Here is a 21,518-nt window from a genome sequence, read left to right on the forward strand (position 1 = left end):
TTACTTGTTCAAAATTTGTACATGGATTCTCACTAGATGATTGCCAGAGTATATCCTAAAACTTCCTCACATACCGCTCAGTAGAACCTAATAACTGACATCCGTTCTTTTCAAAAACATCCTTCATCCACTCATTTTTTGCATTTGTCTCACCGATATAATAAGATGCTCCTATTTCTTTTAAGACAAACATTGCTCCTGTAAAGAATGCTGTTTCATACCCTTTATTTCGCATATTTGGAGCGACTGCGAAATACATTAGTTTTCCTTCTTCTAACGTCCCCTTTTCAATATGCGGGATTACAATTCCGATCGGCTCTTCACCTACACTCGCTGTTAAACAATGTTCTTTCCATTGCTCCCCAATTTCCTGTAGCATCATATTTACAAATTGATCATAAGTGACTTGTTCTTCCGTCATCTCACTCCAAAGAGAATAAAAAGCATCTTCTCCTACTTCTTCAATCAACTTAAAATCAATTTCACTTTCTACATCTTCCACTTCATATATATCCTTACATACAATGATGTTTTCAGTAACATATTCAAAAGAATACGCTTCGAAACATTTCTTATACACATCATAATTTGGGCTTTTTGAAGAAATCTCAAAATGTAAGTTTTCAATTCCCTCTTCTTCAGCCTCAGCAACGCAATATTGCATGATTTCCTTTAATTGCTCTTCTGTAAAAACTTCTGCATTATTTTCTTTTATCATGATTGAAGAAGCATTTCTTCTTATTTTAAAATGTTTTTCTAACTGTTCTATCGTCGTCATATTCTTCCCTCATCTATGTCATACTTGAATTTCTACTTGTTCTCCTTGCATGAGCAGGATTGTCCTTGAATATATAGAATACTAGAAAACATCGCATCTTTAAAGTGCGGAGGAGGTTCTCCATTGGATATTACAGCGCTGCAACAACAGTTAGAGCTTATACAACAAAATGACTATACGCAACTGCGACATATAGATATAAATGAATTAACGCTCCATATGCTTCAGTATATCGGAACGACTGATAGTTACGTTCGTTATCAACTTATATATAAATGTTTTGTGCATTTTATTCATCATGAATTCCTTATGGATGATCAACTGAAATTACTGTTGCAAACTTGTTTAAGTGATGAATATTTATATTGTGACATATACTCCCCGCATTCAGATGGGGTTTTCACACGTTCTTACACTGTTTCGTTACTTGCGTTAATACTCCAATTCGCTAATTCGCACTACTTTTGTACGGAGGAGGATATTGAAGAAATAAAAAACAAACTCATTACATACACAAACTTAGAAACAGATTTCCGAGGCTATATTGAAAATAAAGGATGGGCTCATTGTCTTGCTCACGTATCTGATGCCTTTACGGAAATTGTTCATAATACGTATACAACTTTTGAATGGTACGAAGAGTTAATTCATTGTTTATTAAATAAAATCTTCATTCCATCTGACCTTTTTCATAATAACGAAGATGAACGCATCGTTACTCCTTTACTAGCGATGTTGTATCATGACTTTCCGCAAGACGAGTTAATTTCTATTATTCATAAAAAAATAAAAAGGCTTCCTCAAATTAGAAAACGCCTTTCGTTAAATGAATATTGTATTTTATGCGCCAACATTAAAACCTTTTTACGCACTTTATTTTTCAGAACGAAAGATGATCATAACTTAGCCTTTACAGCACGGAAAACAGAAAGAATGTTAAAAGAACTTCCTAATTATTATTAGCTATAAGGAGAATAACTATGGGTTATATTGAAGATATGAGAAATTTAGTAGGAAATCAGCCACTGATTTTAATAGGATCACACGCCATTATAGTAAATGAAAAAGGTGAAGTATTGCTGCAGCTCCGCACCGACTTTAACCGCTGGGGCATTATTGGCGGCGCTTTAGAATATAACGAAACGTTAGAAGACGCTTTAAAGCGAGAAGTATATGAAGAAACTGGACTTATTATTAAACATCCAGAACTATTCCGTACATACTCAGGACCAGATTTCTTTCAAATCTATCCAAACGGTGATCAAGTACACGGTGTACTCGTTGTTTATATTTGCCACGAATTTCACGGTGAGCTTGTATGCGACCATACGGAATCGAAAGAACTACGCTTCTTTTCACTGGATGAGTTACCGAGTAATCTTCCTCCTATTATTGAGAGGATTATTAAGGAGTTTCAACAATCCAATTTATACGTGAAATAAAAAAGAAGCTATTTCGTGATGAAATAGCTTCTTTTTCTTTGAAAACCTCTACTTTCCCAAGAAAGTAATAAGAGGATTCATTATTAGTTCCTATATTTAAGTAGTTGTTACTTTAGCATAAATAATAAAAAATAAGGTTAATTCTCCTATTATTACAATACTAGGAGTGGGTACTATCAAATTAAAAATAAAAAATATTGCTAATATACCTAAAAATAACCATAAATGATAAAATGTTAAACGGTTTTGTTTATACCTGTACTGATGAAAAACAATTGAAGTTGCAAAGAAGTAGAGTAATACAGAACCGAATACCAAATATAAAATAAATGAATAATGGACCTCGTTTAAAAATAGTAGTTTGATAGATACAGCAATCATACTCAAAGACATTAAAATAAATAGATGACCATAGATAATAGATTGACCAGCCGTTTTGATAGATTTATCTACTTTTTTTTCTACGTTATCAAAATATTGCCACCACATGGAAATAATGAGAATAAATGAAACGATTGAAAATAAGATCGAATGCCAATCTCCTTTTTGTGGCTGTAATACAGCAAGAGTACTGACGACAGATTCCCCAAAAAGAATTAATGTCAATAAAGCAAAGCGTTCTAATAAATGAGCTGTATTGATCGGGGCTTTCACTAAATATTTTCGTCCCCAAAATGGCACAATAATATCAAAAAGAATTCCTGCGTATAACACAACATATCGAATCCATGATTCAAAAAAGATAGACGTAAATGAGATGGTAATCCCAATCCAAAAATGTGTTCCTAAATACCAAGCAACTTTTTTTTCATACCCTTTTTCTAACTTCACAACAACAAGATATTGGATTGCAGTTAGTACCCTTAGTCCAATATAGCCAATTAGAAAAGAGTGATAGTATTGATCAAAATTAACTGATAAGCTGGATATCATAATAAGGACAAATACCATTTGAAGAATCATAAAAATACGTTGATGTAAAAAATCTTGTCCAAATCGATTAATAAACATTGTTTGTCCGGTCCAAGCCCACCATATTGGGATAAATATTAGAATAAACTTCAGTATATATTCCGGATGAATATACCCTTTTTCTGTATGATGTAACACCTCAGTGGCAGTTGCCACTGCCGCAACAAATAGTAAGTCATAAAATAATTCTAACCACGTAACCTTCTTTTCTTCCGTTTTTAACACCCCTTTAAAGTATGATAATAGATAATTTCAAACCAGACGCAGTTTGTATAAACTTATGATACTTTGTTAATATTCCGAAAAATAAATCACATTATACTGTTGAGTGTGAATTCTATAATGAATAAGACAAGTGTGATGGAAAGCTCATCATAATAAAAAACTCGGATTCTCATGAACGATGTCGTGTTTTATATTGATTGTCATAACAAAACAACTGTATAAGCTTCAAAAAATGAAATTACTATTGTAATTAAATTATACCATAATGAAAAAATACAGAGTATGTATATTCTCATTTAAGGGGTAGTAATAGGGTTGCTGTCATAGACCGCAGAGTAGCTTTTTGAAATATAAACTTTAAAGCCTGAAAGAAGAGCTATATTTATTCTTCAATTTTTCACGAGGAATCCTCCAATAAAAAGATGCTTCAGTTGGTGTCATGTATTAATCAATTTAAAAAAGAAAAATTTTCGTTTAGAGGCTACTTTAAAATCTTAAGTTAATAGGCATGTGTTATGTCCCCTTTCTGAAGAAATAATAGATTTCTTATAAGCGTTTTGGGGAACAACAAAGTTTTGTAGGTTTATTCGTTTTTAGCAAATAAAATGTTAGATCGTTATCTCAATCTGATTTCCTTCAGGATCACTTACTACACTTTCATAGTAACCATCCCCTGTAGTTCGTGGGCCGTTTAACATAGGGTACCCTGCTTCTCTTAATGTATTCGTTAATTCGTTCACCTTTTCTTTACTACCTACAGAAAAAGCAATATGTGCATATCCTATCGTCTGTGTTTGTGTATTATCATCTATACCTACCTGCTTCATAAGTTCTAGACGCGCACCACCTTCAAAAGTTATAAAATAAGATTTAAATTGCTTTTTCGGATTATGATATAAGCTATTTTCTTCACCATTAAAGTACTGTTTATAAAAATCACGCATTCCTTCTAAATCATTCACCCAAATTGCTACATGTTCAATTTTCATAATCGACACCTTTTCTTTTATGTTATTCAACTGGCAATTGGATGCTTCATTGCCAGCACATTTAATTTTCGTTATTTGTTCTCGTAATCATAAGATCAAGTCCTAGACTTTTTAATCCATATAAATAATCTTCTTTCCAATTGCTCACTGTTATTTTCGGAATATGTTCCGCCGGAATGTACTGCGGACAACTTTTTACAATTTGCTCTATAACAAATTGATTCACTTCATCATCACAGAAGATAAAGGCATGCGGGTTAATAATAGCTATACATGTAGCGATTAAACGAGTAATAGCATCTATATTATATTCCTCTGGATTATTCGAATCTTCACTTCTCAAAGCTTGCAAGAAATTTTTATTATTATACTGCGGGACGAAAGATATCTCTCCTGAGAAAAATGTGCTTCCGCGTACGACATCTCCATTTACCATAATACCTGCACCTGGACCATTTTGACCGGAATACAAATATACAAGAGAGGAATTATCATCGTTTCCATTGTTTTTATAATAACCAAGCACAGCAGCATTCATATCATTTTCTATTACTACTGGTATAGAAAACTGTTCCTCCAAATGACTTTTCAAATTAAAATTTTGGAACTTTTCATATCCAGGAATATAAAAAATACGACCATTATCAACCGAACCAGGCACACCAATTGATATAGAGCTTATTTTCGGGAATGTAGCGATAAGCCTTTCAATATGTTTAGATAATACATTTACGCCCGTATCAATTAACATACTTGAAGTACTCCCCTGTTCTTTTACTTCCCCTAAACAGTTGAAAATTGTATAGTTTGTTTCATTTTTTTCTAAAAATATCGCTAAACCTAACATATATTCTGGATTATATTCATATCGTTTCGCTCTTCTTCCACCACTTGAATCATCTAAACCAGCTAAAGTGACTTCACCGTCTTGTTTCATTTTTTCTATAAATTTACTTATCGTTGGAAAACTAATTTCTAATGTATTACTAAGCTCAACTTTCGTTGCACTACCTCGCTCTAAAAGAACTTTACGAATGCCACGAAGGATTGTCTCTTTAATCGATTTTTGAGTAACAAACTGTTCACTCAAATCGTTCACCACCTTAATCAACATACTTATTAAACACTTTTAATAAGTTGCGTTGACAATATATCATACATCATTTTCTAAAGCAATAAAGATGATATATTTCTACTAGCAGTATTCCGAATGCTTCCCCTAGTATACTTAAAAATTGTGTATAACCTATGAGAGAAAATTACAGCAAACGAGAAAACCAGCAAAACAAATAAGAAAAAGAGCGTTTCAAGAAGTAAGTAATGTCTTCGTACGATTTTCCGCACTATTTTTCTTTATATGAAACACCTTTCACATTTTCTATACGATACAACATCTGTTTATTCATGCACTCATAAAAAACGATTTCTATACGTCTATCGTTTTAATAACTTTAGCTGGGTTACCACCAACTACTACATTATTAGGTACATCTTTTGTCACAACTGCCCCTGAAGCAATTACAGCGTTATCTCCAATTGAAATACCAGGGTTAATAATAGCTCCCCCGCCTACCCAAACATTGTTACCAATCTTTACAGGCTTTCCATATTCTTTACCAGAATTCCGCTCTACCGGGTGTAAAGGATGAGTAGCAGTATAAATGTGAACACCAGGTGCAAACATACAATTATCCCCAATTCGCACTTCACAAACGTCTAAAATCACACAATTGAAATTGGAGAAAAAATTCTTTCCAATATGGATATTGTAACCATAATCACAACGAAAAGTAGGTTTAATATGTGATGCCCCGTCAGCTGAAGAACCTAAAAGCTGATTTAATAATGTAAAACGCCTCTCATCTCCTGTCTCCATCGCCTCGTTATAAAGACGTGTTAAACGTTTTGCCTCCACCCTATCAGCTACTAATTCTTCGTCATCCGCAATATACATTTCTCCCGCTAACATCTTTTCTTTTTCTGTTTTCATAGAATCATCTCCTTTGTAATCAAATGAACCCTACTTATTAAACATCTTTATTAAGTGACTTTCATTATACTTATTAAACATGTTTAATAAGTAACCCTATAGTAGCATACTTTTTAATATATGCAACTAATAAGTTTCAAAAGAATATGCGAACTCCTTGCTTTACTCATCGATATGACGAATAAGTTATAGAGAAAAAAGAGGGAACGCTCAGTGCTCCCTCTCAAATCCAATCCGTTTCTTAATTTCTGTTAAATTTACCTTCGCAATAGTCCGCGCCCGCTCAGCACCTTTTTCCAACGCTTCATATAATAAATTCGGTTCATTCATATACATAGCATATTTCTCACGTGGCCCAGCTAATTCACGGTCTACAACGCGAAACAACTCTTTTTTCACATCGCCCCATCCAATGCCAGTTTCATATTTTTCACGCATTGACTGCATTTCATCTTCCGTTGCAAATTCTTTATAAATTGTAAATAACGTTTCTAGTTCTTTCGGTTCATTTGGAAGTGAAGAATCTGTTTTGATTTTAAATATTAACTTTCGTAGTTTTTCTTGCTCCACGAATAACGGGATCACATTCCCGTAACTTTTACTCATCTTTCTTCCATCAAGCCCTGGTAATATTGCACCCTCTTCTGGTATGACATACTCCGGAAGTGTAAATGTCGTGCCAAAAGTATGATTAAAATACGTCGCAATATCACGCGCAATTTCAATATGCTGAATTTGGTCTTTTCCGACTGGCACATGCGTAGCCTGAAATAGCAATATGTCAGCTGCCATTAAGATCGGATACGTATATAATCCCATATTCACTCCTGCATCGACCTCTAAACCCGCTTCTTTATTTTGCTCTACTTTCGCTTTATACGCATGAGCACGGTTCATAAGCCCTTTCGGAGTTAGGCAAGCTAATATCCAAGCTAATTCTAGAATCTCCGGCACTTCTGTTTGCCTATAAAAAATAACATCTTCTCCAAGTCCAAGCGATAACCAAGTAGCTGCTACCTCTTTCGTATAACTACTAAACTGGCTCGGATCATGCACAGCATTTAACGCGTGATAATCAGCTATAAAATACAATGCTTTCCCTTCATTCTTCTTTGACATTTGCAACGCAGGTTTAATTGCACCAATATAATTTCCTAAATGCGGATAACCTGTCGGCTTAATTCCTGTTAACATTATTTTCTCACTCATCCTAACTCCTCCTTTCTCAAAACAAAAAGAGCCCCTCATCCTTAAAAAAGGACGAGAGACTCCCGCGGTACCACCTTAATTAGCTATTGTTAGCTCACTTCAACTTCTTAACGTGAAGCAACCGTCTTTACCTACTCATTTCAGTTAGAAGCTCCAGAGCCCATTCTATATTCATCCCTTACTGATTTCCACCACACATCAGCTCTCTGAAAAGTTTCGAATATGTACTCTTCTCTTTCATCGCTTTTCGTTATTTTTTACAGTTTATCACATTTCACTTCTAAACAAACCAAAATTTTCTATTTTATTTAGCAGGAATTTCCACTTCAATTGTCTAATATTATATAGGTTTGCAGAAATACTCGAAACAACTTTGGAGGTTTTTTCATGGTAAAATATATATCCATTTTAGGTTCAACAGGATCTATCGGCACGTCTGCATTAGATGTCGTTTCAGCTCATCCCGAACATTTTAAAATCGTCGGTTTAACCGCAAATTATAATATCGAGCTTCTTGAGCAACAAATCAAAACGTTTCAACCTCGCATTGTAAGCGTCGCGACAAAAGAATTAGCAGACACGCTTCGTACGCGTATTTCAACCAACGTAAAAATTACATACGGAACAGATGGCTTAATTGCGGTAGCTACTCACCCTGATTCAAATCTTGTATTAAGTTCCGTCGTTGGTGTTTCAGGATTACTCCCAACAATTGAAGCATTAAAAGCGAAGAAAGATATTGCTATCGCTAATAAAGAAACGTTAGTTGCAGCTGGTCATATTGTAACTGAACTGGCCAAACAAAACGGATGTCGTTTAATTCCAGTCGATAGCGAACATTCAGCTATTTTCCAATGTTTAAACGGAGAAAATAATAAAGAAATTGACAAATTAATCGTTACAGCTTCTGGCGGTGCATTCCGTGATAAAACACGTGAAGAAATGAACACTCTACAAGCAAAAGATGCTTTAAAGCACCCAAACTGGTTAATGGGGGCAAAATTAACGATTGATTCTGCCACATTAATGAATAAAGGATTCGAAGTAATGGAAGCAAGATGGCTATTTGATATTCCTTATGAAAAAATTGATGTAATGATTCATAAAGAAAGTATTATTCATTCTTTAGTAGAGTTTATTGATGGATCAGTTATAGCGCAGCTCGGTGCTCCTGATATGAGGATGCCGATTCAATATGCGTTTCACTACCCTACTCGGCTACCTTCTTCCTATGAAAAATTAAATTTATTAGAAATCGGTAGTTTACATTTTGAAAAACCAGATTTAGAGAAGTTTCCTTGTCTACAATACGCATATGAATGTGGCAAAATTGGTGGTACTACTCCTGCTGTATTAAACGCAGCAAATGAAATTGCGAATGCACTATTCTTAAAAAATGAAATTGCCTTTTTCGATATTGAAAAAACAATTTACAAAACAGTTGAAGCCCATCATAACGTAAAAGATCCTTCACTAGATGCTATATTAGAAGCGGATCAATGGGCACGCCAATATGCACATCAATTGTTAATAAAAAAGAGCTAAAACAGATAATACTGTTTTAGCTCTTTTTCCTACGTATTCAACTTAACAAATCGATAACCATGCGTTACTAACACCTTTAATATCGCATACCCTGGAATTGCTAAAATAATCCCCATAATTCCAAATAAATTTCCGGCAGTTAAAATAATAAAAATGATAGTAATCGGGTGAATATCTAGCTTTTTCCCCATGACTTGCGGAGAAATAAATTTACCTTCTGCTAATTGTACAACCATCATTACAATAATTACCTTTAAAACCATCCCCGGCGAATCAATAAACGCAATAATTAACGCTGGTGTAATTGCGATAATTGGTCCTACGTACGGAACGATATTTACAATCATCGCTAAAATAGCGAGTAGTACTGCATATTTAATACCGATAATAAGGTAACCAATTAATAGCATAATACCGATAAATAAGCTAACGATAATTTGTCCTCTAATATACGAGCTAATTGCATAATGCATATCGTCTAGTATTCTCATCGCTGCTGGTCGTCTTTGTTCTGAAATAAACTTTAAAAAGTGATTTGGTAATTGCTCACCATCTTTTAAAAGATAGAACAATATAAACGGAACCATTACAAACGTTAAAACGACCTCTGTAATAGTACTTAAAAATCCAGTTACATTTCCTGTTACTGATGATAAAGATTTCGTAAAATCAACTGTATAGTCTTTTACCATACTCGCTACATCAATATTTAAATTCTCCTGAATTTTTCCTAGTAAATTACTTTCCCCAAATCTACGTGCTGCTCGTTCAATTTCATGACCGAAATACGGTAAGTTATCTATTAATGCATCAATTTGATCTTTAATAATTGGAATAACCGTTAAAACTAAAAACACAAATAATCCAATTACGATTAAGTATATCGAGGCTATTGATACGATTCTTGAAACACCTTTCTTTTCTAAAAGCGAAACGAATGGATGCAAAATGTAAAATAGTACGCCCGCTAATAATACCGGGAAGAAAATTGTTTTTAAAAAGACGATAAACGGTGTAAAAACAAATGATATTTTTGTTAGTAGTAAAATATTAATGAACAATAGTGCAAACCCAAGTAACACTGCTAAATAATTGTGTTCTCTAAAAAACTTTTTCAGCTTATCTCTTTTTCTTATACTTATTTTCTCCAACGAAACCACCTCTTCGAATGATGAAAAGCCCTTATTCAGGGCTTTTCATCATAATCTATATATCTATTTCTTTGCAGCTTTCACTACAAATGATACAATAAAAATTAACACGATTGCTCCTAATAATGCTGGCACAACATGAATCCCACCAAAAGATGGCCCAAAAGATCCAAATAATCTACCGCCTAACGAAGCACCTAATAAACCTGCGATTATATTGCCGAACATACCGCCTGGGAAATTTTTACCCGTTATAGAACTAGCAATTGCACCTATAATAGCACCAACTATTAATGTGATAATCCACCCCATTTTTAGTCCTCCATTTCTATTATGGTGTATTTCTTTCTAATACTAAATGATTATGTAACTATTATAATTATTATATCCAAAAAAGAAAAATGTTGTCAAATCTACGAAAATAAAGTCTACAAGGAGGTTTTTACGCTATGATTCAAAAATTAATACCAACTTCTCACAACACGGCTACTTCTATTTTAAATATTCAAATACCTGCTTATGAAATCGAAGCAAAATATATAAATAGTACAGCTATCCCTCGCCTTTATGATACTGTAGCCGATATTCAATCATGTGATGAAATTTTCTACGGCTATTTTTATGAAGATACACTTGCTGGTTTTATTTCTTTTAAAATAGATGAAGAAGAAGTGGATATTCATCGTTTAGTAGTATCCCCTGATCATTTCCATAAAGGAATTGCGACGAAGCTATTACTATATATATTTGACATGTTCTCCTCTTCGAAAACATATATTGTACAAACAGGGAAAGAAAATACACCTGCTTTGTCTTTATATAAAAAACATGGCTTTATCGAAATACAAAATATCGTATTGCCTGATGGTGTGATTTTAACCTCATTAAAAAAGACAGAAAACAATAAATAGTTTGACTAACCTGATTATTTATGTTATCTTTTACTCTATAAAACCTTTTGCTGAGTCCAAATTTTGGAGCGGGGGAACCACTTTTGTAGCTATGCTACTTGGGGCGAATCTTATTTAAGTAGGGAAACTCTCACTTCCCGAGTCCGACAGCTAACCTCGTAAGCGTAATGGGAGAGGAAGGTGCTTTTTGCCTATGTTACACATTTTGCCTCCTTAATTATAAATATGGGATCGATACCAAATAGACACCTATATTTATAGAAAAGGAGACATGCGCTATGTTACGTTTATCTGATCACGCAATCAAAATGATGGAGCAAAGACTTCGACTCGAACAACATCGCACATACCAAGCAAATAAAATTGTAGATAACTTACATCACAAATACTTCTTTCAACATATTTTTCAACCAAAAAGATAAAGAACTGGTTCATTTAACATCAAAAACACAAGGTGTGTCTAAAAGACATTCCTTGTGTTTTTGATGTTTTTTATAAAATTCTCACTACATTTAAACTTGCTGTAATTGCACCTGCTATGGTCGTTACATGCCCTACCCCTAACGGACCATTTTGTAATATTAATGTTGAATTGGCACTCGTTACATTCACAAGAAGCGTATTTGAAATGGCTGGTTCAATTACTACAGTTGAGGTCGTTACGTTTTGTATAAAACTCCCTGCTACTTGTGTTCCGTTTAATAGTAATCTCACAGACACCGTTTCATTCCCACCAGTTGCATCCCCTTGAAAATAATAACTTACTAAATATATTCCTGGCGTGGATACAGTAACCGTTGTAGGGCTAGTTAAAGATACTCCTGTTCCATACACTGTAGATCCACTATTAATTGAAATATTGGCATTTGCGGCAATTGCACTCGTTGAGGTAGAAAAGAAATAGCCTCCACCTGTTGATATAGCAGATGATCCTGTTGCTCCAGTTAAGCCGGTTGGACCCGTTGCCCCGGTTGGGCCTGTTACTCCCGTTCTCCCTGTTGCTCCGGTGATTCCTTGTATCCCTTGGATTCCTGTCGGTCCTGTTGCTCCTGTCACTCCAGTCGCTCCGGTTGCTCCCGCCTGCCCCGTCACACCTTGTGGGCCTTGGATTCCTTGGATTCCTTGTGGACCTGTTACTCCCGTAGGGCCGGTTGCTCCCGCCTGCCCCGTCACACCTTGTGGGCCTTGGATTCCTTGGATTCCTTGTGGACCTGTTACTCCCGTAGGGCCGGTCGCTCCCGCCTGCCCCGTTACCCCTTGTGGACCTTGAACTCCTTGGATTCCTTGTGGACCTGTTACTCCCGTAGGGCCGGTTGGACCTGTTAGACCGGTTGCCCCTGTTGATCCGGTTATTCCTTGGATTCCTTGAGGTCCAGTTGGGCCGGTTGGACCAATCGGACCTTGAATTCCTTGCAGACCTTGAATTCCCTGCGGACCTGTTGGACCTTGTATCCCTTGTATTCCCTGAATTCCTTGCGGGCCGGTTGCTCCAGTCGGACCGGTCGGGCCTTGTGGTCCTTGCACACCTTGGATTCCTTGTGGGCCGGTTGGACCGATATTTCCTTGAGGGCCCTGCATTCCTTGAATTCCTTGTGGACCGGTTGGGCCTGTTATGCCGCTTAGCCCTTGTACTCCTTGGATTCCTTGGGGTCCAGTTGGTCCCTGTATGCCTTGAATCCCTTGTAACCCCTGTAAACCAGTTGGACCCGTTGCTCCCCTTACGCCTTGCTCACCTTGTATGCCTTGAATTCCTTGTGGGCCTGCCTGCCCGATTGGCCCCTGTGCCCCTTGCACACCTTGCGGGCCGGTTGGGCCGGTTGCTCCTACCGGTCCCTGTATCCCTTGTAAACCTTGTAGACCGGTTGGACCTGTTACTCCCATTACACCTTGAGGTCCTTGAATACCTTGATCACCCGTTGGACCAGTTGCCCCCATTGGTCCCTGCACTCCTTGCAACCCAGTTAAACCTGTTGCTCCAGTTGGTCCCTGTACTCCTTGCACTCCTTGAATTCCAGTCGCTCCCGTTGCTCCGGTCGCCCCGGTTGCACCAGTTGCTCCCGTCAGGCCTGTTGGACCTCCTGGTGATCCTGCTGGACCTGTTGGACCGGTCGGACCTCCTGGCGGGCCGGTTGGGCCGGTTGCTCCCGTTGGACCTGTTGCAGATCCTGTTGGACCAGTTACTCCTGTTAGACCGGTCGAGCCTGTTGGACCTGGATCTCCTTGCAAGCCTGTTGGGCCAGTTGGTCCTATTACACCTTGTACTCCTTGAATTCCTTGAGATCCTGTTGGACCGGTTAGCCCCATCTCACCTTGTGGACCTTGTAAACCTTGGACGCCAGTTGCCCCTGTTGGTCCCATTGGCCCTTGTTCTCCTTGAATCCCTTGAGATCCTGTTGGACCAGTCGGGCCAATTGGTCCCTGAATACCTTGTATTCCTGTTACACCTTGTAAACCACTACTTCCTAAATTACCTTGCACCCCTTGTATACCAGTATTTCCAGTTGGACCCGTTGGACCATTTTCTCCTTGCACTCCTTGTATACCTTGTATTCCTGTTGGGCCGGTTGGACCGATTTCTCCTTGCACTCCTTGTACGCCCTGTATTCCTGTTGGACCGGTTGGACCGATTGAGCCAGGAATTCCTTGTATTCCTTGAATACCTGTTGGACCCGTTGGACCGATTTCTCCTTGTATTCCTTGAACACCTTGTATTCCCTGTGGGCCTCGTTCTCCCATAGGTCCTTGATTACCTTGAGAACCTTGTGGTCCAGTTAAACCAGTTGGGCCGGTTGGACCATTTTCTCCCTGCACCCCTTGCACTCCTTGTATTCCTGTCGGACCCGTTGGACCAATTGGCCCTTGTACGCCTTGTATTCCTTGTGGTCCAGTTGGTCCACCTAAAGAACCTGTCGGACCCGTTGGACCTGTTGGTCCCGTAATACCTGACGCTGGAAAAGGAATAGGTGCTTGAAACTTACTACACTTATCTTGATCCTTCACAAGCATCTCCCCCGTTATAACTAACGTATCAAACTATTTTTAATACATTTAAACTAGCTGTTATCACACCAGATAATGTCGTTACATGCCCAATAGATAATGGGCCATTTTGTAAAGATAAAGTAGCATTTGAAGAAGTAACATTAATGACCATCGTATTAGAAATCGCTGGTTCTAATATAAAAGTACCTCCTGTAACATAAAGAATAAAACTCCCTGCGACTTGTGTTCCATTTAAAGTAAGCCTCACGGAAATCGTTTCATTCCCCCCATTTGGATCACCTTGAAAATAATAGCTTACTAAATAGATTCCCGGCGTACTTAACATTACAGTTGTTGCATTTGTTAAACTTACACCAAAACCAAAAACTGTAGATCCGGAATTAATTGGTATTAACGCATTCGCTGCAATTGTACTCGTTGAAGTAGAAAAGAAATAACCGCCCCCGCTAGGTAAGCCAGTCGCCCCTGTTGCACCTGCTGTTCCTAAGAAACCTATAGGCCCTATACTACCAGTGGCTCCGGTAAGTCCCACAGCTCCAATAGGTCCTTGACTCCCTTGCGCTCCGGCCGGTCCTACACTACCGCTAACCCCTGTCGTTCCCGTTGCTCCAGTTGGTCCTTGTGGGCCTTGTATACCTTGAGAACCTTGTATCCCGGTTACTCCCGTTGCTCCAGTTGGTCCGGTCATTCCTGTACTTCCTTGTATCCCCATAATCCCTTGAACGCCTTGTATTCCTTGTGCTCCTGTCGTCCCTACTTCTCCTGTCGCTCCTGTTTCTCCAGTTACGCCTGTAGCCCCAATATTTCCTTGTGGTCCCTCGGGTCCCTCAATACCTTGTGCACCTTGCACCCCTTGAGGACCGGTTATCCCGTTTTCTCCTAGATTCCCTTGGGGACCTCTAATTCCTTGCGCACCTGTCGGACCTGTTATTCCTTGTATGCCTTGCATTCCTTGAGAGCCTTGCGCTCCTGTTGTGCCTACTATACCTTGTATTCCTTGAGGTCCTTGCAAACCAATAGCTCCAGTCGGCCCTATTATTCCTTGCACTCCTTGAGGACCTTGTGCACCTTGAGGACCGGTCAATCCCGTTATTCCTTGTATCCCTTGAACTCCTTGAATTCCTTGTACTCCAGCTGCCCCTGTTTCTCCTCGGATTCCTTGTGCACCTTGTATGCCTTGTGCTCCAGCTGGCCCAGTTGCGCCTTGTATGCCTTGTGCACCTTGAGCTCCTGCAGCTCCTGCCACTCCTGTTGGACCTTGTATACCTTGTAACCCTTGCATTCCTTGTGCTCCTGTTGGACCAGTTACTCCTTGTATACCTTGCACTCCTTTAGGGCCTTCTGCACCCGTTGGACCGCTTTCTCCCCGCGGACCTTGTATTCCTTGTGGACCTTCTACACCAGTTGCCCCTGTTATTCCTTGGTTACCTTGAGAACCTTGTGCGCCTTGTACTCCAACTGCTCCCACTACACCTTGAGCTCCTTGTGCCCCTCTTACACCTTGAGGACCAGTTGGACCAGTTATTCCTTGTAATCCTTGTGCTCCTATCGCACCAGTTCCCCCTGTTACACCCCGCGCACCAGTTTCACCCGTTGGACCTGTTGGTCCCCCAGGTGGACCGGGTGGACCAGATGGACCAGTCACTCCACTAGACGGACCAATTGGACCGGTTGTTCCTGTTGGTCCACCAGGCGGACCTACTGGACCTTGTGTACCAGTAGGTCCGGTTGCTCCTGTTATCCCTCGTATTCCTTTTACTCCTTGAAAACCTGTGGATCCGTTTATCCCCTGTATTCCTTGAATACCTGATGGACCTTGAGCCCCTATTACACCTGTTATTCCCTTTATTCCGCTTATACCTTGAGGGCCTTGTGGACCAGTAGAACCAGTTGGGCCTACTACACCTTGTATACCTTGATCACCTTGGTGTCCTTGCTCTCCAGTAATTCCTTGTATTCCTTGTAGACCTTCTTCTCCTTGTATACCTGTAGTTCCATCCTCCCCTTGTATTCCTTGCGCTCCTTGGGAACCTTGAGGACCTGTTACACCTGTAATACCAGCTTCACCTATCACACCTTGCATTCCTTGTGCTCCCGTTTGTCCTCGCTCACCTATCTCTCCTTGTATTCCTTGGGGACCTTGTATTCCTTGACTACCAGTTGGGCCTGCAATTCCTTGTATTCCTTCTAATCCTTGTACTCCACTATCACCCGTTGGACCTTGGTTTCCAATTAATCCTTGAGGACCTTGGAGGCCAGTTGGACCTGTTACACCTTGCTCTCCTGTATTACCAATAGCTCCTTGTATTCCTTGTGCTCCTGTTGTCCCCCGTGGACCTTGTATTCCCCTGATACCTTGAGGACCTTGGGACCCAGTTGCTCCCGTCGGTCCAGTCACCCCTGTAGGACCAACAGGACCTTCATGCCCTCCAGTTGGACCGATTGGACCACTATTACCTGTTGGACCAGTTGCTCCTATAAGTGGAAGAGGCAGTGCCACTCCAAATTTTTTGCACTTTCTATGATGACGCACAACAATCCCCCTTCCACCAAAATAATTACACCTTTTATATGAAATGCATTTTTATAAGAAAAGTACACATCTGACCTCATTTAAAAAAAAATAAAGAAGCCTATCATTTCATTCATTTGAAATAATAGGCTTCTTTTTATAAAACACATTACTTTCTCGCTTTCACAATAAAAGTAGTCGGCACCATCCTAGCTTTATGTAAAGAATAATATTTCGTAGACGGCTCAGCTAGTTCTTCATCAAACAAGCTCGATGGTTCAGGCTCTTCAATCCTCTCAATTGTAAAACCAACTCTATTTAACTCATTTATGTATGTACTCATTTTTCGTTTATATAATGTCGCTTGTACATCTTCCCCTTTAAATGTTTCAAACGTAATAGGAGTTTCTTCATGATAAGACGAGCTGAAAGCAATCTCCTCTGTTCCATACATTAAGTTTGAATATACGGGATGCTCCCAGCTAAAAACAAAGCTTCCTCCTGGCTTTACATATGAATATATTAGTTCCAACGTTTTTCTTAAATCTGAAGTCCAACCTAATGCATAAATGGAATATACAATATCAAAATACCCTTTCGGAATATCCACTTCCTCTTCCATTGCTCCACATATTAACTTCGGATTCCACGACTGTAACGTTTTATGTGCCGTTTCAATTTGTGTGCTCGAAAGATCAAGTCCCCACAATTCTTCTGCGCCATGTTCCGCCATATATTTCAGCGAATGCCCACTTCCACATCCAATATCAAGAACCTTTTTACCTTTAATTGAATCAAACAAATGAATTTCATCTTCAGACGCTGTATATGGGCCATATTTCGGTAAACAATCCACTTGAAAAAAATAAGGTGCAACTGTATCCCAACACTTTTTATTTAATGCTATCATTTGTGTACCTTTCATATGCTACATTCCCCCATCCATTTTTCTTCCCCTAATAGTAATTACACATTATAACCCGTTCTTCCTTTTCTCTTCGCGCGGTAATTTTTCACTTTTGCAATTGTACCGCATGCTCTGCCTCCTTCTTCACCAGCATACATACCGCACCATCTTTTGCTTCCATTTCGCGAATGATCGTAAAATACCCAACGGCAATCTGGACATGCTTTTAACCTTCCCCACAAATTTTCTTGAATCGAGATAAACACAATGCTTAATATTTTTGTATACACATTCTCTTCGTATACTGGTTCATATGTAATACCTTTCATATCTTCCTTTATATGTACATGAAATGGGTATTTCTCTAACCATTTTTGCAATGATCCCTCACCTTCAATTGCCGCCCGAATATCTTCTCGAAAACTTTTTAATTCTTCTATCGTATGAAATAGAAGCTCTTCATGAAAATATTCTTTCATAAATTTCTTTATATCCTCTTCTGTTTGCAGCAAATCAATTGGCTCTCTCGTATCGTTTGGTATTCTCCATGTATTTAAAAATTCCCGAATATATTCTAGTTCATTTGGAGCGTTTTGATTCAATTTGATCCACCTTCTTCTTAAAATTTACTTTTTTCTGACTTTATGTATAATTATAATATAAAATAGTTAACCATCAAATAATTTTACTGGTTACATAATTAGGAGGATTTCTATGAAAAGTTTCTCAACACCGATACGTTTCATGCTTATTTCTTCATTTTTTATGTCTTTTGGGTATTTTGCAGTATACGCATTTTTAGCTATTTATCTATTAACCTTTCTTCATTTTTCTGCTGTCCAAGTAGGAACAGTGTTGACGGTTATAATAATTACATCACGAGTTATCCCTTTATTCTCAGGATTAATTGCTGACAAAATAGGATATATCATTATGATGATAGCTGGATTATTTTTGAGAGGAATCGGATTTATCACTTTAGGAATATGTTCTGAATTCTATACGATTTCTATTTCTTCTGCACTTATTGGCTTCGGAACTGCATTTTATGAACCTGCTGCTCGCGCTATATTTGGATCACAACCAGCTCATACAAGAAAAAATTTATTTACATATTTAAACCTTAGCTTTAATTGTGGTGCAATAATCGGACCAATTGCAGGAGGGTTCTTGCTCTTACTCGATCCAATCTATGCTTTCTCTCTAACAGGATCTCTTATGCTGATATTTGCTTTAATCTTTTACTTACTTAAAAACCACTTCCAAGTCACTACTGAAAATACGTCTATTACATTAGGAATACAGGCCATCTTACAAAACAAGTCTTTCCTTCTGTTTTCATTTATCATGATTTTCTTCTATATTATGTTTACTCAGCTTACTGTCGCACTTCCACTTCATATGAAAAACATTAGTAATAGCAATCAACTTGCTACATTAGTCATTACGATAAATGCAATAACAGGCGTCATATTTATGGTGCTATTTCGAAAACCCTTTCTTAAATACAACACCCTTTCCTTTATTAAATACGGTGTTTTATTAATGAGTATTTCCTTTTTACTCATTCCTTTATTTCAACACCCATATTGGCTATTTATTTGTGTAATTTTCTTTACAATCGGTGAAACACTCGTATTACCTAACGTTGATATCGCCACTGCAAATTACAGTAATGAATCATATACAGCTACTTACTTCGGATTTTATCAACTATCACTCGCATTTGGTTTTATCATCGGTAACTATATCGGTACATGGTTTACATCAAATTTAAACGAAATGTATACACCATGGCTTATTTTTGGCGGAATAGGGCTTACTGGTTTTATTTCACTACATATTTTGAATATAAAAAAAGTGGCCTCTAAAGAAGATAGATATATACCTATGTAATACAAGCAACCTATAACGAAAAAGATTCGACCATCATATTTGACAGTCGAATCTTTTTATTGTTCATATTCAAGATGATTATGTCCTTTACAACCAAATAAATAGCACCCCCCTATATAATCCGTTTCAAATTCTAAGTCTGGAACATATCCAGATTTAATACGTCCTATCATTGTTTTATAGTAATTATTCTCTTTTGTATATTCCTCAATTAACTCTTTCTTATCGTTCTCTGTCCAATTTTCTTCTACTTCTTCATTCTCTACATCTTCTATTTCTGCTGTTTTTGCTTCGATAGATTCCCGTATAACTTCATGTATACGCGAGGAATTATTCACTTTATATAGAGCATAAACAAATCTACCAATCCAATTGGGGCTTTTCCAACATTCTTTGTATCCCTTTTCGAACCATTCAATTGCTTCTTTATAACAATTCAACTCAACATATAAATCTGCTACCATCATTTCTCCTAAAAAATTATCAGATTTCCTGTTAAAAACATCCAACTTCTCTTTCGCTTCTGTCGTCCGCCCTAAATCAATTAAACATTTTACATAGCTATACATGATATAATCCGAATCCCCTGCAACTCGTAAGAAAAATTCCGAAGCTTCTTCCAGCTCTCCAAGATTATAATGAGCTACAGCTACATTATGATATGCTTCATCGGATGGTTGAATCAAAATAGATTTTTGGAATGCTTCTTTCGCTTCTTCCCACTTTTTTTGTTTCATGTAAATGTCCCCTAAGATGTTATAAGGAAAGTATGAAGAAGGATTCAACTTAACAACTTCTCCTATTAATTCAAGAGCTTTCTCATCATTCTCTTCCTCGTAAAAGTACATCCAAGCAAGATTATTGAGAGATTGTACGTCTCTAGATTCATGGACTGCTCGGTGAAACAGTTCCATCGCTTCCTCATATTTATTTTGTTCAAACATTTCAATTGCTTTCTCATTAATGTTCAAATAACTACCTCCGAAGTGAATGAATTCATCTATTTCCTATCATTATTGTAAAATGTAAAAATTATAATTTCTATAAAAAATTTCTTTCTCTTGTCTATATTTCGATTAAAAATACACGAATTTACAACAATCAGTAAATTTTTCAGTCTCCGGTAAATTGGATATACAGCCTGTTTTAATTTACATATTATGGTACAATAAAACCAGTACTAACTAAATATTTTCGTTCCACACTAGTAATCTAGCAATACCAACATCAAAAATCATATGGAATTGAGGGATGTTATGAAACAGAAATTAGCTGTTCTTCTATTCACCGGAATTATATTATCAGGATGTTCAACTATAGCAGAACATTCTTTAGAAACTGGAAACGGCAGTATGGAATTATTAACACCAACAATTACAACAAAAGATAATGAGTTAGAAATTAAGACCGAAGGCATTGATGAAAATAAAGTGACTTTTATTTATGTTGCCAATAAAAAAGTATTGGAACAAAAGCTAAAGAATGGTGAATCCTACAAGCTTAACATTAAAGATATCGAACACGCTCATCGGACAGACTACAAACCAAAAGTTCAACTTTTGCAAACGAAAGATGATAATGATGATGGAGAAACAGTAACCTTCAAACAAGTTAGATATACAGTTAAAAACTAATTTTAAAGTTGTTTCATTATAAATGTAACGAACGAAAATATACTTTTAACAGTAGATACATGTAAGGGGTGCTAACATGAAAAAACGATGGATTTCTTGGTGGATTGGTAACCTATTTTGGATTATCGTTTTTGGAATATGGGCAGCTATTATTTGGCTACGAGATGTTGATGGTGCTGGTGTCATTCAAACACCCGAAATTAAATCCATATCACTTATCGTTATATTAATCGCGTTTATCATACCTGTATTTTTTCAAGTTATATGGCTAATCATTAATTTGAGGATGAGTAAAAAAAATAATTATACGATTTAGTTTTTCAATTAACAATAAAAAAGAGAGGAATCTATTTT

At 37.5% G+C, this 21,518-nt stretch carries 21 protein-coding genes, 1 riboswitch and 1 other annotated feature; of the genes, 8 read left to right on the forward strand and 13 right to left on the reverse strand.

Annotation, left to right across the window (positions count from 1 at the left end):
* Positions 1-55 precede the first annotated feature (55 nt).
* Positions 56-778, reverse strand: a complete 723-nt coding sequence (locus ACTFNE_RS10070) for a GNAT family N-acetyltransferase (RefSeq protein WP_046198408.1) — start codon at positions 776-778, stop codon at positions 56-58.
* Between the two features lie 123 nt (positions 779-901).
* Here ACTFNE_RS10070 and ACTFNE_RS10075 point away from each other — a divergent pair, with 123 nt between their 5' ends.
* Both ACTFNE_RS10075 and ACTFNE_RS10080 read left to right on the forward strand, forming a co-directional pair.
* The gene (locus ACTFNE_RS10075) at positions 902-1,741 is read left to right on the forward strand and encodes a DUF2785 domain-containing protein (protein WP_046198407.1); all 840 of its coding nucleotides are present in this window, start codon (positions 902-904) and stop codon (positions 1,739-1,741) included.
* A gap of 17 nt (positions 1,742-1,758) precedes the next feature.
* Entirely contained in the window at positions 1,759-2,220 is a 462-nt protein-coding gene (locus ACTFNE_RS10080) for an NUDIX hydrolase (RefSeq protein WP_046198406.1), read from the forward strand.
* A 96-nt stretch (positions 2,221-2,316) separates the two neighbouring features.
* On the opposite strand, the gene ACTFNE_RS10085 is transcribed toward ACTFNE_RS10080, so the two are convergent.
* The 5 genes from ACTFNE_RS10085 to ACTFNE_RS10105 all read right to left on the reverse strand — a co-directional run bounded on the left by ACTFNE_RS10085 (position 2,317) and on the right by ACTFNE_RS10105 (position 7,605).
* Positions 2,317-3,417, reverse strand: a complete 1,101-nt coding sequence (locus tag ACTFNE_RS10085) for a low temperature requirement protein A (protein ID WP_046198405.1) — start codon at positions 3,415-3,417, stop codon at positions 2,317-2,319.
* Positions 3,418-4,025: 608 nt separating this feature from the next.
* Positions 4,026-4,406 (reverse strand): VOC family protein, encoded by a 381-nt coding sequence (locus tag ACTFNE_RS10090; RefSeq protein WP_046198404.1) that lies wholly within the window; start codon positions 4,404-4,406, stop codon positions 4,026-4,028.
* A gap of 61 nt (positions 4,407-4,467) precedes the next feature.
* The gene (locus tag ACTFNE_RS10095) at positions 4,468-5,496 is read right to left on the reverse strand and encodes an ROK family transcriptional regulator (protein ID WP_270705941.1); all 1,029 of its coding nucleotides are present in this window, start codon (positions 5,494-5,496) and stop codon (positions 4,468-4,470) included.
* Between the two features lie 336 nt (positions 5,497-5,832).
* The gene (locus tag ACTFNE_RS10100) at positions 5,833-6,396 is read right to left on the reverse strand and encodes a maltose acetyltransferase domain-containing protein (RefSeq protein ID WP_046198402.1); all 564 of its coding nucleotides are present in this window, start codon (positions 6,394-6,396) and stop codon (positions 5,833-5,835) included.
* A 210-nt stretch (positions 6,397-6,606) separates the two neighbouring features.
* A complete protein-coding gene (locus ACTFNE_RS10105) occupies positions 6,607-7,605 on the reverse strand; it encodes a tryptophan--tRNA ligase (RefSeq protein WP_270705940.1) in 999 nt (332 codons plus the stop codon).
* A gap of 44 nt (positions 7,606-7,649) precedes the next feature.
* Positions 7,650-7,855 (reverse strand) — a binding site (T-box leader).
* A 137-nt stretch (positions 7,856-7,992) separates the two neighbouring features.
* Between ACTFNE_RS10105 and ACTFNE_RS10110 the strand changes: the two genes are divergently transcribed.
* Positions 7,993-9,150, forward strand: a complete 1,158-nt coding sequence (locus ACTFNE_RS10110) for a 1-deoxy-D-xylulose-5-phosphate reductoisomerase (protein WP_048556792.1) — start codon at positions 7,993-7,995, stop codon at positions 9,148-9,150.
* 29 nt (positions 9,151-9,179) lie between these two features.
* Here ACTFNE_RS10110 and ACTFNE_RS10115 read toward each other — a convergent pair whose 3' ends face one another.
* Positions 9,180-10,301 (reverse strand): AI-2E family transporter, encoded by a 1,122-nt coding sequence (locus ACTFNE_RS10115; protein WP_046198400.1) that lies wholly within the window; start codon positions 10,299-10,301, stop codon positions 9,180-9,182.
* A 63-nt stretch (positions 10,302-10,364) separates the two neighbouring features.
* The gene (locus tag ACTFNE_RS10120) at positions 10,365-10,613 is read right to left on the reverse strand and encodes a GlsB/YeaQ/YmgE family stress response membrane protein (protein WP_000539730.1); all 249 of its coding nucleotides are present in this window, start codon (positions 10,611-10,613) and stop codon (positions 10,365-10,367) included.
* A 137-nt stretch (positions 10,614-10,750) separates the two neighbouring features.
* Between ACTFNE_RS10120 and ACTFNE_RS10125 the strand changes: the two genes are divergently transcribed.
* Positions 10,751-11,212, forward strand: coding sequence for a GNAT family N-acetyltransferase (locus tag ACTFNE_RS10125; RefSeq protein WP_046198399.1), 462 nt, complete (start codon positions 10,751-10,753; stop codon positions 11,210-11,212).
* 38 nt (positions 11,213-11,250) lie between these two features.
* A riboswitch (cyclic di-AMP (ydaO/yuaA leader) is annotated at positions 11,251-11,393 on the forward strand.
* A 97-nt stretch (positions 11,394-11,490) separates the two neighbouring features.
* Complete coding sequence (locus ACTFNE_RS10130; protein ID WP_000945244.1) at positions 11,491-11,634, forward strand: hypothetical protein; 144 nt, start codon at positions 11,491-11,493, stop codon at positions 11,632-11,634.
* Between the two features lie 70 nt (positions 11,635-11,704).
* Here ACTFNE_RS10130 and ACTFNE_RS10135 read toward each other — a convergent pair whose 3' ends face one another.
* From ACTFNE_RS10135 to ACTFNE_RS10150, 4 genes are all read right to left on the reverse strand, one after another.
* Positions 11,705-14,218, reverse strand: coding sequence for a BC_3345 family exosporium-associated protein (locus ACTFNE_RS10135; protein ID WP_046198398.1), 2,514 nt, complete (start codon positions 14,216-14,218; stop codon positions 11,705-11,707).
* Positions 14,219-14,240: 22 nt separating this feature from the next.
* A complete protein-coding gene (locus tag ACTFNE_RS10140; protein WP_046198397.1) occupies positions 14,241-16,748 on the reverse strand; it encodes a collagen-like protein in 2,508 nt (835 codons plus the stop codon).
* Positions 16,749-16,896: 148 nt separating this feature from the next.
* Positions 16,897-17,652 (reverse strand): class I SAM-dependent methyltransferase, encoded by a 756-nt coding sequence (locus tag ACTFNE_RS10145; protein WP_270705072.1) that lies wholly within the window; start codon positions 17,650-17,652, stop codon positions 16,897-16,899.
* Between the two features lie 41 nt (positions 17,653-17,693).
* On the reverse strand, positions 17,694-18,236 hold the full coding sequence (locus ACTFNE_RS10150) for a CGNR zinc finger domain-containing protein (protein ID WP_046198396.1): 543 nt from the start codon (positions 18,234-18,236) through the stop codon (positions 17,694-17,696).
* Positions 18,237-18,348: 112 nt separating this feature from the next.
* Between ACTFNE_RS10150 and ACTFNE_RS10155 the strand changes: the two genes are divergently transcribed.
* Positions 18,349-19,530: an MDR family MFS transporter gene (locus ACTFNE_RS10155; protein WP_270705071.1), complete on the forward strand. Its 1,182-nt coding sequence runs from the start codon at positions 18,349-18,351 to the stop codon at positions 19,528-19,530.
* Positions 19,531-19,586: 56 nt separating this feature from the next.
* Here the strand turns inward: ACTFNE_RS10155 and ACTFNE_RS10160 are convergent, their stop codons facing one another.
* On the reverse strand, positions 19,587-20,501 hold the full coding sequence (locus tag ACTFNE_RS10160) for a tetratricopeptide repeat protein (protein ID WP_270705070.1): 915 nt from the start codon (positions 20,499-20,501) through the stop codon (positions 19,587-19,589).
* Between the two features lie 267 nt (positions 20,502-20,768).
* Between ACTFNE_RS10160 and ACTFNE_RS10165 the strand changes: the two genes are divergently transcribed.
* Positions 20,769-21,164, forward strand: a complete 396-nt coding sequence (locus tag ACTFNE_RS10165; RefSeq protein WP_270705069.1) for a hypothetical protein — start codon at positions 20,769-20,771, stop codon at positions 21,162-21,164.
* A 76-nt stretch (positions 21,165-21,240) separates the two neighbouring features.
* On the forward strand, positions 21,241-21,480 hold the full coding sequence (locus ACTFNE_RS10170) for a DUF3923 family protein (protein ID WP_000747691.1): 240 nt from the start codon (positions 21,241-21,243) through the stop codon (positions 21,478-21,480).
* The last annotated feature ends 38 nt before the right edge of the window (positions 21,481-21,518 follow it).

Source organism: Bacillus cereus group sp. MYBKT111-2, from assembly GCF_051915205.1.
GTDB classification, from domain to species: Bacteria; Bacillota; Bacilli; order Bacillales; family Bacillaceae_G; genus Bacillus_A; species Bacillus_A paranthracis.

What these genes read in the sequence shown, in the direction of transcription:
- ACTFNE_RS10170 (WP_000747691.1), top strand. Translation starts at nt 21,241, where the DNA reads ATGAAAAAACGATGGATTTCTTGGTGGATTGGTAACCTATTTTGGATT.
- ACTFNE_RS10080 (WP_046198406.1), top strand. Translation starts at nt 1,759, where the DNA reads ATGGGTTATATTGAAGATATGAGAAATTTAGTAGGAAATCAGCCACTG.
- ACTFNE_RS10130 (WP_000945244.1), top strand. Translation starts at nt 11,491, where the DNA reads ATGTTACGTTTATCTGATCACGCAATCAAAATGATGGAGCAAAGACTT.
- ACTFNE_RS10155 (WP_270705071.1), top strand. Translation starts at nt 18,349, where the DNA reads ATGAAAAGTTTCTCAACACCGATACGTTTCATGCTTATTTCTTCATTT.
- ACTFNE_RS10135 (WP_046198398.1), bottom strand. Translation starts at nt 14,218, where the DNA reads ATGCTTGTGAAGGATCAAGATAAGTGTAGTAAGTTTCAAGCACCTATT.
- ACTFNE_RS10120 (WP_000539730.1), bottom strand. Translation starts at nt 10,613, where the DNA reads ATGGGGTGGATTATCACATTAATAGTTGGTGCTATTATAGGTGCAATT.
- ACTFNE_RS10105 (WP_270705940.1), bottom strand. Translation starts at nt 7,605, where the DNA reads ATGAGTGAGAAAATAATGTTAACAGGAATTAAGCCGACAGGTTATCCG.
- ACTFNE_RS10070 (WP_046198408.1), bottom strand. Translation starts at nt 778, where the DNA reads ATGACGACGATAGAACAGTTAGAAAAACATTTTAAAATAAGAAGAAAT.
- ACTFNE_RS10125 (WP_046198399.1), top strand. Translation starts at nt 10,751, where the DNA reads ATGATTCAAAAATTAATACCAACTTCTCACAACACGGCTACTTCTATT.
- ACTFNE_RS10100 (WP_046198402.1), bottom strand. Translation starts at nt 6,396, where the DNA reads ATGAAAACAGAAAAAGAAAAGATGTTAGCGGGAGAAATGTATATTGCG.
- ACTFNE_RS10145 (WP_270705072.1), bottom strand. Translation starts at nt 17,652, where the DNA reads ATGAAAGGTACACAAATGATAGCATTAAATAAAAAGTGTTGGGATACA.
- ACTFNE_RS10110 (WP_048556792.1), top strand. Translation starts at nt 7,993, where the DNA reads ATGGTAAAATATATATCCATTTTAGGTTCAACAGGATCTATCGGCACG.
- ACTFNE_RS10090 (WP_046198404.1), bottom strand. Translation starts at nt 4,406, where the DNA reads ATGAAAATTGAACATGTAGCAATTTGGGTGAATGATTTAGAAGGAATG.
- ACTFNE_RS10165 (WP_270705069.1), top strand. Translation starts at nt 20,769, where the DNA reads ATGGAATTGAGGGATGTTATGAAACAGAAATTAGCTGTTCTTCTATTC.